Annotated in this window: 10 protein-coding genes and 1 pseudogene; 9 read left to right on the forward strand and 2 right to left on the reverse strand. The window is 71.3% G+C overall.

The window, feature by feature from the left end; all coding sequences use genetic code 11:
* From FrCorBMG51_RS32070 to FrCorBMG51_RS22110, 5 genes are all read left to right on the forward strand, one after another.
* Window positions 1–203: hypothetical protein (locus tag FrCorBMG51_RS32070; protein WP_047224940.1), on the forward strand; the 203-nt coding region annotated here is incomplete at its 5' end.
* Window positions 203–1,795, forward strand: a complete 1,593-nt coding sequence (locus FrCorBMG51_RS22095) for a kelch motif-containing protein (protein WP_235433811.1) — start codon at window positions 203–205, stop codon at window positions 1,793–1,795. The genes FrCorBMG51_RS32070 and FrCorBMG51_RS22095, both read left to right, overlap by 1 nt.
* Window positions 1,796–1,807: 12 nt before the next feature.
* Window positions 1,808–2,932: a glycoside hydrolase family 6 protein gene (locus FrCorBMG51_RS22100; RefSeq protein WP_047224941.1), complete on the forward strand. Its 1,125-nt coding sequence runs from the start codon at window positions 1,808–1,810 to the stop codon at window positions 2,930–2,932.
* Window positions 2,933–3,692: 760 nt separating this feature from the next.
* Complete coding sequence (locus FrCorBMG51_RS22105) at window positions 3,693–4,880, forward strand: glycoside hydrolase family 6 protein (RefSeq protein ID WP_235433812.1); 1,188 nt, start codon at window positions 3,693–3,695, stop codon at window positions 4,878–4,880.
* Window positions 4,881–5,067: 187 nt separating this feature from the next.
* On the forward strand, window positions 5,068–5,760 hold the full coding sequence (locus tag FrCorBMG51_RS22110) for an SCO family protein (RefSeq protein ID WP_047224942.1): 693 nt from the start codon (window positions 5,068–5,070) through the stop codon (window positions 5,758–5,760).
* 75 nt (window positions 5,761–5,835) lie between these two features.
* Here FrCorBMG51_RS22110 and FrCorBMG51_RS22115 read toward each other — a convergent pair whose 3' ends face one another.
* A complete protein-coding gene (locus tag FrCorBMG51_RS22115) occupies window positions 5,836–6,672 on the reverse strand; it encodes an NAD(P)-dependent oxidoreductase (RefSeq protein ID WP_235433813.1) in 837 nt (278 codons plus the stop codon).
* Between the two features lie 278 nt (window positions 6,673–6,950).
* Here FrCorBMG51_RS22115 and FrCorBMG51_RS22120 point away from each other — a divergent pair, with 278 nt between their 5' ends.
* The 3 genes from FrCorBMG51_RS22120 (at window position 6,951) to FrCorBMG51_RS22130 (ending at window position 10,809) form a co-directional block, all read left to right on the forward strand.
* Window positions 6,951–7,826: an AAA family ATPase gene (locus tag FrCorBMG51_RS22120; protein ID WP_047224943.1), complete on the forward strand. Its 876-nt coding sequence runs from the start codon at window positions 6,951–6,953 to the stop codon at window positions 7,824–7,826.
* 73 nt (window positions 7,827–7,899) lie between these two features.
* Window positions 7,900–9,333, forward strand: coding sequence for a vWA domain-containing protein (locus tag FrCorBMG51_RS22125; protein ID WP_047224944.1), 1,434 nt, complete (start codon window positions 7,900–7,902; stop codon window positions 9,331–9,333).
* Window positions 9,334–9,936: 603 nt separating this feature from the next.
* Window positions 9,937–10,809, forward strand: a complete 873-nt coding sequence (locus FrCorBMG51_RS22130; RefSeq protein WP_157180622.1) for a DUF4349 domain-containing protein — start codon at window positions 9,937–9,939, stop codon at window positions 10,807–10,809.
* Between the two features lie 305 nt (window positions 10,810–11,114).
* Here FrCorBMG51_RS22130 and pgm read toward each other — a convergent pair.
* Window positions 11,115–12,787: pseudogene (gene pgm, locus FrCorBMG51_RS22135) on the reverse strand (phosphoglucomutase (alpha-D-glucose-1,6-bisphosphate-dependent)).
* Between the two features lie 345 nt (window positions 12,788–13,132).
* Between pgm and nadD the strand changes: the two are divergent.
* Window positions 13,133–13,790, forward strand: a 658-nt coding sequence (gene nadD / locus FrCorBMG51_RS22140; protein ID WP_420848663.1) for a nicotinate-nucleotide adenylyltransferase, incomplete at its 3' end; no start/stop codon positions are given.

A 13,790-nucleotide genomic window follows, 5' to 3' on the forward strand; every position in this document is an offset into this window, starting at 1 on the left:
AACCGGCCCGCCGCGCCCAGGACGGTGCCGCGCGCGGGGGGCGGCCCGCGGCCGCGCTGGTGGTCTCGGCCGAGCAGTCGGCGGCGGGAGGCTCCGCCCGTGGGCGCCCGGGACCGGGCACCTACACAGAGGAGGCCACGATGAAACTCATGCCACGCCGTCGCCGTGTTTCCGGTGACGGACTGCTCGAGGAACTGACATGATGGTTTCCTCCCAGAAACGCCGGGTGCGCCGACGGCGGCTGGTTCAGCTCAGTGTGCTGCTTGCTCTGATCATTGCCGGGAATGGCCCGTTCGCCGCGTCGTGGGCCAGTGAGCAGTACGCCGAATGGCAGTCCAACCAGCCGGACTACATGCGTACCCGCGGGCACTGGGACATCGTCGCCGACAACGGCACCCGGTCCATTCACGCGGCTCTGCTGCGTACCGGCAAGGTCCTGCTCATGGCCGGTTCCGGCAACGACCAGGCCAATTTCGACGCGGGGAATTTCACCACCGCGCTGTGGGATCCGGTCGCGAACACCTTCACCGACGTCTACACGCCATGGGACGTCTTCTGCGCGGGGCACGCCTTCCTCCCCAACGGCAACCTGCTGATCGCCGGGGGGACGAAGAAGTACGAGATCCTGGCGGCGGACTCGCCCGACGGCAAGAAGCACGAGTACCAGGGGTTGAAGGACTCCTACATCTTCAACCCGGACACCGAGCGGTACGAGAAGACCGCTGACCTGGTCCACGCGCGCTGGTATCCGACCCTGGTGACCCTCGCCGACGGCACGGTGGTGTCGGTCTCCGGTCTCGACGAGAACGGCGACATCGACCAGGGCAACACCGAACTGTTCAGCCCGGCCACCAGGACGTGGCAGGACAGCCACTACCTGAAGAAGATCTTCCCCACCTACCCGTCCCTGCTGCTCGCCGCGGACGGCCGGCTGTTCTTCTCCGGCGCCAACGCCGGTTACGGCCCGGCGGAGGTCGCCGACCGCCAGCCCGGCCTGTGGAACCTGGCGGACAACTCCTTCCAGCCGGTCAACGGTCTGCCCGAACCGGAGATCAACGAGACGGCCGGGACGATCCTGCTCGCGCCGGCACAGGACCAGAAGGTGATGTTCATTGCCGGCGGCGGCGTCGGTGACACCCAGGCCGCGAGTGCCCGGACCGCCATCGTCGACCTGTCCGCGCCCGAGCCCGCCTATGTCAGCGGCCCGAACCTGACGCTGGCCAAACGGTATCCCGGAGCTGTCGTCCTGCCCGACGACACGGTGCTGGTCTCCGGGGGTTCCAGCGGCTATCGGGCCAAGGACTCCCTGACCGCTGAGATCTACCATCCGGACACCAACAGCTTCACCCCGGCGGCCGATCCACACGTCGGCCGTGACTACCACTCCGAGTACCTGCTGCTGCCGGACGGGCGGGTGGCGGTCTTCGGCTCCAACCCGTTGAGCGACGACAACTTCTTCGAGACCCGGGTCGAGGTGTACTCCCCGCCCTACCTCTACAAGGGCGAGCGCCCGGTGGTCTCCGAGGCGCCGACCGAGATCACCCGGGGCGCCGCCATCACCGTGAAGTCGTCCCAGCCAGCGTCGAAGGTGCGTCTGATCCGACCGGGTGCCTACACCCATGTCACCGACACCGAGCAACGCTCCGTGGCACTGCCGATCACCCAACAGACAGGAGGCAGCGTCACACTGGAGGTCCCCGAGAACCCCAACCTGCTTCCGTCAGACTGGTACATGCTTTTTGTGACCAACGACGAGGGTGTTCCCTCCGTTGCCACCTGGGTTCATGTTGGATGAGGAGGGCTTGTATTGATCTCCAGGTTGGTCCGCTGTGTCACGAGGGAGCGGGGGCCGGGAGCTGACCGGTCGCGGCGCGCTGCCCGGGTCAGGGTCACCGCGGTCGCCGGCGCCATCTCGGTGCTGTCCGCGTGCGGTGGCTCGGACGGGCCGGACTCGCCCCCGGCCACGACCTCCGCGCTGACCGCGGTCGGCCCGCAGTGCCCCGCCGGGGACCCCGCCGGCCACGGCGCGGTGGAGGGGCCAGGCCCGCGAGGCCCGGTGCCCCGGGCACCGTTCCTCGTCGACCCCAACAGCCAGCCGGCTCAGGTGGCGCGCCAGAACCCGGCGGCTGGGACGGCCGCCGCGACGATCGCGACCAGACCGTTGGCCTACCCGGTCGGGGACTGGCTGGGCGACAGCGTCCAGGCCCAGGTGGCGGCACGCGCGGCCGAGGCGGAACGCACCGGCAGCACCGCTGTCTTCATGGTCTACGCGATCCCGCACCGTGACGTCAGCGCGGGCTTCTCCGCCGGAGGTCTGCCCGACGCGGGCTCCTACCGGGCCTTCACCAGGAAGGTCGCGGCGGGCATCGGCCACCGCAACGCCGTCATCGTCCTGGAGCCCGACTCGTTGGCGCAGCTGGACCACCTGGGGCACGCCGAGCAGGAGGAGCGCTACCAGCTGCTCAACGACGCCGTCGACGTCTACGGTGGGCTTTCCGGCACCAGCGTGTACCTGGACGGGGCCAACTGCGGGTGGACGGACGCACCGGTCATCGCCGACCGCCTGGAGCGGGCGGGCGTACAGCGGGCCCGCGGGTTTGCCGTCAACGTGTCGAACTACTACCACACCCAGGACGAGGTGGCCCGCGCCGACGTGATCTCGGGGCTGACCGGCGGCAGCCATTTCGTGGTCGACACCTCACGCAACGGCCGCGGCCCGGCCAGTGGCGACCTGAAGGACGCCTGGTGCAACCCGCCGGGGCGGGGGCTGGGCATCACGCCGACGACCGACACCGGCAACCCGCGCGCGGACGCCTTTCTCTGGATCAAGGTGCCAGGAGCCAGCGACGGGGAGTGCGGCCGGAACAACCCTTCAGCCGGTACCTGGTGGCCGGCCCAGGCCGACGAACTCGTCCGTAACGCCACGTCCTGAGCGGGACCTTTGCTGCCCTGGGGGCAGCGGTCCGCCGTACCCCGGCTGTTCCCGGACCCGTCCGCGGCGGTACTCCCGGCGCCGGCGCGGCCGGTCCGGGATGAGCCAGCTCATGGACGGAATCGGTGTGACCGTGCGCCGCGTGCCGTTTCGTGAGGCGCCGGGGAATCGGCCTGCCGCTGGCCGGGCGCATTGGTTCCGGCGTGCCGGCCGCCCGTTCTGGCGTGATTCAGTGGATTGTGTTCCCGGCCGGGAGCGCTCCCGGCGCCCGGCCGTCGCGAAACAGAACAACGCCTTCATGCCGGGCCTTCATGCCGGGCCTTCATACCGGGCCCGCATACCGGGCCCGCATACCGGTTCGCCCCGCTCGGGCGGGTGGTGACCGGGCCGCGCCTCGGGCATACGCTCGCCGCCGGCGGGATTCTCCCGTCCGCCACGTCTGCGGAATCACAACGAAAAGACAACGTCGATTGTTTTTCCGGCAACCGGAGGTAGTCGTCGACGGTCGTTGTCGTCATCCTGCCGGCATCCTGCCGGCATGGTTCCGGCGTAAGCGTGACGGCGGGCGCCGGCCTGTGTCGGCTTTCCGCGTCGTCGGCGCGGCCGCTGCTAAACTGCCGGTACGGACAGGGGGGTGAGCAAGAAAGCCAGCGCATCCAACCGCCCGTTCGGAGGTCGTGTGTCGACAGAGGTGCATGGAAGGCCCGGACGCCGGGCCGCCCGCCATGCGCATCGTCCGAAATCCCGCCGGCCGCGATGGATGTGGTTGGTGCCGGTCGTCGTCGCCGCCGTATTCGCGGGTTTCGGTTGTGTACGGGTGGTGTTCCCCGAGGCCTCTCCGGCCTCGTCCTCGGTGGACGTGGTGATTCCGCGTCCGGTCGGTACGGTGGCCGCCGGGCCGCTGACCGCTGTTGCCTCGCTTCTCGGCTCGTTGGCCCCGGCGCCGGCACAGACCCCTGCCGCGCCAGTCGCGCAACCCACGCATCCCGCCGGGCACACCGAGGCCCCCGCCGCGCGGCCGCTGCCGGCACAGTCGCCAGCGGCACCGGCAACGGCCAGCGGCAATCCGTTCGCCGGGAGCAGGTTCTACGTCGATCCCGACAGCGAGGCCGTGGCCGCGGTCGCCCGGCTGCGTAACAGCGCGCCCGCGGACGCCGCCGCGCTGAGCCGGATAGCGAACACCTCGCACGCCGACTGGTTCGGCGGTGACACCGCGAACCCGGACGCCGTGCGGACCAGGGTCGCCGGGCGCGTGAACGAGATCCGGGCGGCCGGCGCGCTGCCGGTACTGGTCGCCTACGCGATCCCCAACCGTGACTGCGGCAGCTACTCCGCTGGCGGAGCCGGTAGCCCGGATTCCTACCGGGCGTGGATCGCCGCTTTCGCCGCCGGTATCGGCCGGGGCCCGGCCGCGGTCATCCTCGAGCCCGACGCGATCGCCCAGACCGACTGCCTGTCCGCGGCCGACCGCCAGACCCGGTACTCGCTGCTGAGCAACGCGGTGGACGTGCTGGCCCGCGCTGGCGTGGCCGTCTATCTCGATGCCGGGAACGCCACCTGGCACAGCGCCGCCGACACCGCCGCGAGGCTGCGCGCCGCCGGCGTCGACCGGGCCCGCGGCTTCGCCCTGAACGTCTCGAACTTCGACGAGACGGCGGACGAGCGTGCCTATGCCGCCGCGGTGTCCGCGGCGCTGGGTGGCACCGCCCACGCCGTCATCGACACCAGCCGCAACGGGCTCGGCCCGGCCCCCGGCAACGTCTGGTGCAATCCGCCGGGCCGGGCGCTGGGCGCCGCGCCGACCAGTAACGTAGGTGATCCGATCGTCGACGCGTATTTGTGGATCAAGGTTCCCGGGGAGTCGGACGGGACGTGCAACGGCGGGCCCGGTGCCGGCCAGTGGTGGCTCGACTACGCGCTGGGCCTGGCCGCCCGCGCCGCCGGCTGACCAGCCACCCGCCGGCGCCGTGGCCCACTGTGCCGCCGGCGCCATACCGGCCGGCATCACCGCGGCCGGCGCTGTGGCTGGGAGGGTGGCTGACAGCACCTGGCTGGCACCGTGCCACCGGCCGGCGTGGTGAGCCGTGCTGTCGTGGGGGCGACGCTCGCGTCGCAGGTGGGTGCATTGTTGACGGGTGAACTCCCACCGGTTCCGATCCCGGACACTGCGGCCCCGGACGCTCGCGGCCGCGTTCCTCGCCGGCATCCTGCTCGCCGTGCTGGTCACCAGCTGCGGTTCCTCGGGAACGGCCGGCCAGCGGGGCAACGGGCTGGTGCACCTTGACGATCTCCCGGGTGCCGCGGGTGTGCGCGGGGTGGCCTTACAGCAGCCACTGAGCAAGCCGGACATCCGGCTGACCGGCACGGACGGGCGTCCCTACGACTTCCGGGCGGCCACCGCCGGCCGGCTCACCCTGCTGTTCTTCGGGTACACCCACTGCCCGGACATCTGCCCGACCACCATGGCGGACATCGCCGCCGCGCTGAGCACGTTGCCGCCAGCGGACCGCGCCCAGGTGTCCGTGGTGTTCGTCACGTCCGACCCGCAACGGGACACCCCGGCGGCCCTGGGCAGCTGGCTGGCCCAGTTCGACCCGTCGTTCGTCGGGCTGACCGGCCCGTTCGAGACGATCGCCGGTTACGCCGAGCAGCTTGGCGTCACGCTTGAGCGGCCACAGCGGCAGCCCGACGGGTCAGTGACCGTTTCGCACGGCACGCAGGTGACGGCCTTCAGTCCGAACGGGACCGCCCGTGTCGCGTACCTCGCCGGCACCAAGGTCGCCGACTATGCCCACGACATCCCGCTGCTGATCGCCGGCCGTACCTGACCTCCCGACACCGGCCGGCGGCCGNGCCGTCCACGCGCTGGTCAGGCCATGGCCCTGGCCGACACGTGGCCCTGGTCAGGCCGCGCTGGCGGCCAGGCCGGGGTGGAGGTCAGGTCGCGGTGTAGTAGGCGGCGAGGCTGGCGAAGTCCTCCTTGCCGTGCCCCGCGTCGGAGGCCTCCGTGGCCAGCGCCAGGGTNCGATCCGCAGATCCTTGATCAGACCGTCGAGGGTGAACGTGGCGGGCTGGAAGTCGTTGTCGGCGAGCATCGACTGCTTGTAGTTCAGGATGAACCCCAGCGCGCCGCCGGCGAGTTCGGAGCGCAGCAGGTCACGGTCGACACCCAGGTCCGATCCGAGCCGCAGCGCCTCGCCGAGCGCTCCGGTGGCCAGCGCCAGGCCCAGGTTCACGACGGCCTTCAACGCCGTGGCGGCGCCGACACCGCCGACGTGCCGGGTGGTGCCGAACCGGGACAGCAGTTCCTCGGCGGCGGCCGCGTCCTGTCCGCTCGCGCCGACCAGCACGCGCAGGGTGGCGTCCCGGGCCGGTTCGATCGTCCCGACCACGGGTGCCTCCACGTAGCGCAGCCCGGCCGTGGCGGCCACCCGCCCGAGATCCCGCCCGGTCGCGGGCGCGATCGTCGTCGTGTTGATCACGAGGGTGCGCGCGGGCGCGCCGGCGACCACGTCGCTGAACACCTGGCGGGCGGAGGCGTCGTCGAAGAGCATCAGCACGACCGCGTCGGCGCCGGCCACCGCGTCCCGTACGGAGGCGGCCTCGCGCGCGCCCGCGGCCACCAGCTCCCGGGCCCGGCCCGGTGTCCGGTTCCAGATCGTCAGTTGGTGGCCGGCCTCGATGACGTGGCGGGCCATCTCCCGTCCCATCCGTCCCATGCCGAGAAAAGCGACGTTCATGGTTCTGCCTCCCCCTACGTGTTGCCCCGTGGGCCTGTGGGCCGAAGCCGGTGCGACGACGTTTCTTCCGCGTCGAGGTTCCCGCTGGAGCCCCCCGGATCCACCGGTGCCGGGAAGCCGCTGTCACCGGATCGCCGGGTTTGCCGGCTTTCAGGTCCTCTCCGCTCATGAGAGTGTGGACCTGAACGCACGCGGTGGCACGCAGGGGCCGTGCGGTCGCGTCGGGCAGCCCATCGCTGGCACTATGGACGAGGGGCTGAATCACACAAGAGGTGTATATGCCGCTACAGCAGCACGCTTTCGCCGATGTGGCGGATGTTCACGACCGGCTGCGAGCGGCCGGCTACCTGGCGGATCATGCCATAGCGACGACGGTTTTCCTCGCGGACCGGCTCCGCAAGCCGCTGCTTGTCGAAGGGCCGGCCGGCGTGGGCAAGACCGAGCTCGCCAAGGCCCTCGCGTCCGCGACCGGCGCCGAACTGATCCGTCTGCAGTGCTACGAAGGGCTGGACGAGGCCCGGGCGCTGTACGAGTGGAACTACAAAAAGCAGCTTCTGCGTATCCAGGCCGGTCGCGACGAGGCATGGGACGAAACCCATGACGACATCTTCAGCGACGAGTTCCTGCTGTCCCGGCCGTTGCTGACCGCGATCCGGCGCACCGATCCGACCGTGCTGCTCATCGACGAGACCGACAAGGCCGACGTCGAGGTCGAGGGCCTGCTGCTGGAGGTGCTCTCCGACTTTCAGGTGACCATCCCCGAGCTGGGTACGATCGTCGCCCGCCAGCGTCCGTTCGTGGTGCTGACCAGCAACGCGACCCGGGAGCTGTCCGAGGCGCTCAAGCGTCGCTGCCTGTACCTGCACCTGGGCTACCCGTCCCCGGCGCGGGAGAAGGAGATCGTCCTCGCCTGCGTGCCGGAGCTGCCCGAGCAACTGGCCGAGGCGATCGTCGGCACCATCCGGGCGCTGCGCGCGATGGAGCTGAAGAAGGTCCCGTCGATCGCCGAGACGATCGACTGGGCGCGGACGGTCCTGGCGCTGGGGATCGACACCTTCGACGAGGAGGCTGTGGCGTCCACCCTGGGTGTCGTTCTCAAACACGTAAGTGATCAGGCGCGAGCCATCGGCCAGCTCAAACTCAGCTCGAACTGATCATGTCTGATCTGGGTTGGCATAACATAGAGTGTTATTTCGTAGCACGGCGTGACTCGATGGGATGTCCGGGATGAGTCTGCTGGACCGTACGGTGGTGTTCACCGCCGCGCTGCGACAGGCGGGGATGGCGGTGAGCAGTGCCGAGACCGTGGATGCCGTCCGCGCGCTCACGGCCGTCGGGCCGCTCGACAGGGAGGCGCTGCGCGCCGGGTTCGCGGCGACGATGTGCAAACGTCCGACCAACCGGGTGACCTTCGACACGCTGTTCGATCTCTACTTCCCGCCGGTGATCGGTGACGGGCTGTCCGTAGATGATTTCCTGGCTGGCGAGGACGGCACACCGGGAACGGCAACGGATCCGGGCCAACCGGGCAGTGCTGCCGACAACGATCATGCTCTTGAGCTGTTGCGCCAGGCCCTGCGCGGGGAACTGCTGGACGTCCTGCTGCGCGGGGACGACGAGGAGCTGCGTCGCCTCGCCCGCGAGGCCGTGACCAGGTTCGGGTCGGCGCCGGGCGCGCCCGGTCGGCACTCCTGGTTCGCCTACCGGGCCCTGCGGGCGCTGTCCCCGGACACCCTCGTCGCCGACCTGCTGAGCGCGATGCTCGGCGACCAGGATGCCGGCGGCCTCGCCGAACGGGTCGCCCGGCAGACAATCATGGAGCGTATCCGCACTTTCGAGGAGATGGTCGCCAGCGAGGTGCGCCGCCGGCTCGCCGAGGAACGCGGGGCCGACGCGGTCGCACGGACCGCGGTCAAGCCCCTGGCCGAGCAGGTCGACTTTTTGCGCGCCTCCCAGCGGGACCTGGCGGAGCTGCGCCGCCTGGTCCACCCGCTCGCCCGCAGGCTCGCGACCAGGCTGACCGCGCGTCGCCGCCTCGGACGCTCCGGCCGGCTCGACTTCCGCCGCACGGTGCGCTCCTCGCTGGCCACCGGCGGGGTGCCGATGGAGACCCATCACCGGCCGCACAAGCCGCACAAGCCCGAGCTCGTCGTGCTGTGCGACGTCTCCGGGTCAGTGGCGTCCTTCGCGTACTTCACGCTGTTGCTGACGCATGCGCTGCGGGAGCAGTTCGCCCGGGTCCGGGCGTTCGCGTTCATCGACACCACCGACGAGATCACCCGTTTCCTGCGGGGCGCCGACCTCGGCGACATGATGGCGCGGATAGCCAACGGAGCCGATCTGGTGTGGTTCGACGGGCACAGCGACTACGGGCACGCCTTCGAGGTGTTCGCCGACCGGTATCCGGACGCGGTCGGCCCGAAGACCTCCCTGCTCGTGCTCGGGGACGCCCGCAACAACTACCGCGCGACCGCCGCGCCGGTGTTCGGGAAGCTGTGCGCGCAGGCCCGGCACGCCTACTGGCTCAACCCCGAACCGCGTACCTACTGGGGTTCGGGGGACTCGGCCACCCGCGCCTACGCCGACCTGGTCGACGAGATGGTCGAGTGCCGCAACGTCGAGCAGCTCCAGTCCTTCATCGAACGCCTCCTGCCCTCCTGAGCCGATCGTCTCCACCCTGGCGGACGTTTCACGACGTGACCGGAAAACCGGGGTGAACCGAAACGGCCGAGCGGGCGTCCAACCTTCCAGGAGTTGGCAGCGCGAGAGCTGACACCCGACGGAAGGGTGGCCACCGGGATGGTCAGAACAGGTTCGAACGTCCGGGATCCCGACAGCGCCCCGGCGGCGCCCGCGACGGCGGCGCCACCGCCAGGAGGGACATCGACGGCGGTGGCGGAGCCACCGGTCTCGGCGTCGGCGGCTGCTGCGGACCGGCGTGATGGTGCCGCGACGGCCACGGGAGGCACGGCAGCCAGAGAAACCACGGCGGCTGGCGGAGACGCTGGCGGAGGCGCGGCGGTCACGGGAGCGCTGGCAGGCGTGAGGGCCGCGGTCACACGCGGCACCTTCAGGTGGCGTCTGATCGGCGTGGCGGTTGTTGTCGGGGTTGTTGCCGTTGCCGGCGGTGTTGTCGCGATCGGCAGCTGGTCGGATACGTCCGGGTCGTCGTCGAGTGTCCCGCTGCCGGCCATTGACATGCCGGCGTCACAGCCGGGGTCGTCCGCCGTGGGCGGCGACGGGCAGGCTCCGAGCGATTCACGGATGGTGGCTCCGGGAGAGCCGGCGGCGCCGTCCGCTCCCCTGGCCGGCGACGCACGCGCGGCCGAGTCCGGCGCCGGGTCCGGCGTCGCAGCCGGCTCCGTGCCGACGGCGCGGGCGGCCGATCCGGCCCGNCCGGCCCGGCCGGCCGGAGCCGAGCCACGGATCGTCCGGACCGGCTCGATGTCACTACAGGTGCGGCCAGGCGGCGTCGACGCGGCGGTCGCCGCCGTCTCGACGGCGGCACAGGGGCTGGGCGGCTATCTCGCCTCGCTGGACAGCAGCGGCACCTCGGCCACCTCTGATGACGACCAGCAGCGCGCGACCGTCTCCCTGCGGGTGCCGACCAGGTCGTTCGACGACCTGCGCGGCCAGGTGGGGAAGACCGGCGAGGTCCGGGCGTCAACCGTCTCCTCACAGGATGTCACCGGCGAGTATGTGGATCTTGAGGCTCGGCTGAAGGCGCTGAGCAGCTCGCGCGACACCTACCTGGCCCTGCTGGGCAAGGCCGACTCGATCGGGGAGATCCTCTCCGTCCAGCAGCGGATCGACGACGTGCAGGCGCGGATCGAACAGCTCGAAGGGCAGCGCCAGGTGCTGGCCGACGCCAGCGACCTGGCAACCCTCACGGTACGGATCAGCGAGCAGGGAACGCCCACGACCAGGCCGGACCCGGATGACGACGAGGGCCTGGTCGGGGCGCTGCGACTGTCCTGGGACCGTTTCACCGGCGGGGTAGCCGTGCTCGTCGGTCTGATCGGGCCGATCGTCCTGATCGCGCTGCTGGCCGGGGCCGGTTTCGGCGGCTACCGCCTCCTGCGGCGGATCCGCAACCGCACCCGGACGCCCACCGCCCCGGGCGCACCGACGCCGTAGGCCACGACACCGTAAGCCAACTGTCGCAGGACAACCGACGTCACACCGAGGACGTCACACCAGGAGACAGAAAGAAGCCGGAACCTGTGGCTCCGCAGCGTCGCCAGGCGGCGCCAACAAACAGGGGCCGGGAATACAGGGGCAATCGGCGGCGTGGCGCCGCCGCGTGGCACGGCGCGACAACACGGGGGAGGCCAGGGGGCGGGTCCCGGGGCGGGAGAGACGCCCCGGAGCCCCCGGCGTGGCGACACGGGGGGCGCCACGCCGGGGGCTCCGGCGACGCCGCGATGCCGCGAGGGAGAACCTCAGCGACGCAGCGCGGCGTCCACGACCGCCTGGGCCTCGGCGAGGACCGTCTGAAGATGCTTGGGGCCGCGGAAACTCTCCGCGTAGATCTTGTAGACGTCCTCGGTGCCGGACGGCCGGGCTGCGAACCAGGCGTTCTCGGTGACGACCTTCACCCCGCCGATCGCGGCCCCGTTGCCCGGGGCGTGCGAGAGCGCGGCGCGCACCGGCTCGCCGGCGAGCGTGCCGGCGTCGAGGTCCGCCGGGGTGAGGGAGGTCAGGATCTTCTTCTGCGCGGGGGAGGCCGCCGCGTCGACCCGGCGGTAGGCGGGCGCGCCGAACCGGCCGGTCAGCTCCTCGTACAGCCGCCCCGGGTCCCGCCCGGTGACGGCGGTGATCTCCGCGGCGAGCAGGCAGGGGATCAGGCCGTCCTTGTCGGTGGTCCAGACCCGGCCGTCGCGGCGCAGGAACGACGCCCCGGCGCTCTCCTCCCCACCGAAGCCGAGCGAGCCGTCGACCAGCCCGTCCACGAACCACTTGAAGCCGACCGGGACCTCGACGAGGCCGCGCCCGAGCCCGGCCGCCACCCGGTCGATCATGCTGGAGCTGACCAGGGTCTTGCCGACCGCTGCCGCGCCCGGCCAGTCGGCGCGGTGCGCAAACAGGTAGGAGATGGCCGCCGACAGGTAGTGGTTGGGGTTGAGCAGGCCGGCCGCCGGGGTCACGACGCCGTGCCGGTCGGCGTCGGCGTCGTTGGCCAGCGCCACGTCGAAGGAGTCCTTCAGGCGCAGTAGGGAGGCCATCGCGTACGGTGACGACGGATCCATCCGGATCTTGCCGTCCCAGTCGACGGTCATGAAGCCGAACCGCGGGTCGATGGTGGCGTTGACCACGTTCAGGTCGAGTTTGTAACGCTCGGCGATGGCCTGCCAGTAGACCAGGCTCGCCCCGCCCAGCGGGTCGACGCCGATGCGCACCCCCGCGCCGCGGATGGCGTCGAGGTCGATCACGGACGGCAGGTCGTCGACGTAGGCCGACACGTAGTCGTGCACGGTGGCCGCGGCCCGGGCCCGCTCGAGGGAGACCTGTTGGACGCCGCGCAGCCCGTCGGCGAGCAGGGCGTTCGCGCGGTCCTGGATCCAGGAGGTGATGGTCGTGTCGGCCGGCCCGCCNNCCCGCCGTTCGGCGGGTTGTACTTGAACCCGCCGTCCGCCGGGGGATTGTGCGACGGCGTGACGACGATCCCGTCCGCGATCCCGCCCGGGCGGGCGGTGGTCTGGCCGACGGCGCCGCGGCCGGTGTTGTGCGTGAGGATCGCGTGGGAGATCACCGGGGTGGGGGTGGCCTCGTCGCCGGGGGCGACGCGCACGTCCACCCCGTGCGCTGCCAGCACCGTCAGCGCGCTGTCGCGGGCCGGCGCGGACAGGGCGTGCGTGTCGATGCCGAGGAACAGCGGCCCGTCCACCCCGTGCGCGGCTCGGTGCTCGCAGATCGCCTGCGTGACCGCGACGATGTGGTCGGCGTTGAAGGAGCGTCGCAGTGACGATCCGCGATGCCCGGACGTCCCGAACGCGACCCGCTGGGAGGCCTCGGCGGGGTCGGGATGCTCGTCGTGGTAGGCGGCCAGCAGCGCGTCCACGTCGATGAGGGTGTCGGGTGGCGCGGGCCGGCCCGCGAGCGGACTGGGCGGCATCAGGCGGGCCCCCTCGGGCAGCAGAAGTGGCAGGCACGGGCGCCGGTCACGGCCAGCCCGGAATGGTTGCGACACTTCCAGCCTAGCGGGCCGACGGCGGCATGGTTACGGCCGCTTCCCCGGCGGTTGCCGAACTTCCCGCGGTCCCGCTTTTCCCGCCGATCCCCGGTTTTCCCACGCGCTTCCCACGCGTGTCGTCCCCGTGCGTGCTTTCCTCGCTTTCCTCGCTTGTCAGGCCCGGTGTGTGACAGCGGACGTGCCGGGCGCCGCCAGATGTGATACATCCGGTGAGATGTCGAAACCGCGCCGTGCTCCGGTTACTGTCCGTTCGTGAGGCTCGGCGTGATGGGCGGGACCTTCGACCCGGTGCACAACGGCCACCTGGTGGCCGCCAGCGAGGTCGCCGCCCTGTTCGATCTGGACGAGGTGGTCTTCGTCCCCAGCGGGCAGCCGTGGCAGAAGGCCGACCGGGAGGTGTCACCGGCCGAGGCCAGATACCTCATGACCTTTCTCGCGACGGCGGGTAATCCTCGCTTCACGGTGAGTCGGATCGACGTCGACCGCAGCGGCCCGACCTACACCATCGACACGCTGCGGGACCTGCGCCGCCAGCGCAGCGACGCCACGCTGTTCTTCATCACCGGCGCGGACGCGCTGGCGCAGATCCTCAGCTGGCGGGACGTCCAGGAACTGTTCGGGCTGGCCCACTTCGTGGGCGTCACCCGGCCCGGCTACCAGCTCGAGCTCGACGCGAGCCTGCCGGTGGACGCCGTCAGCCTGCTGGAGGTGCCAGCGCTGGCGATCTCGTCGTCCGACATCCGGGCCCGGGTCAGCCGCGGGGCGCCGATCTGGTATCTCACCCCGGACGGGGTGGTGCGTTTCATCGCCAAGAGCGGCCTGTACCAACCCCGTGGCCAGGCCGCCCCGACCGGCCTGGTTGTTCCGACCGGCCCGGCCGGCTCGCCGGGTCTGGTGCGTCCGGCGGGTCCGGCGGGCCCGCGAG

Source organism: Protofrankia coriariae (assembly GCF_001017755.1).
Lineage (GTDB): Bacteria > Actinomycetota > Actinomycetes > Frankiales > Frankiaceae > Protofrankia > Protofrankia coriariae.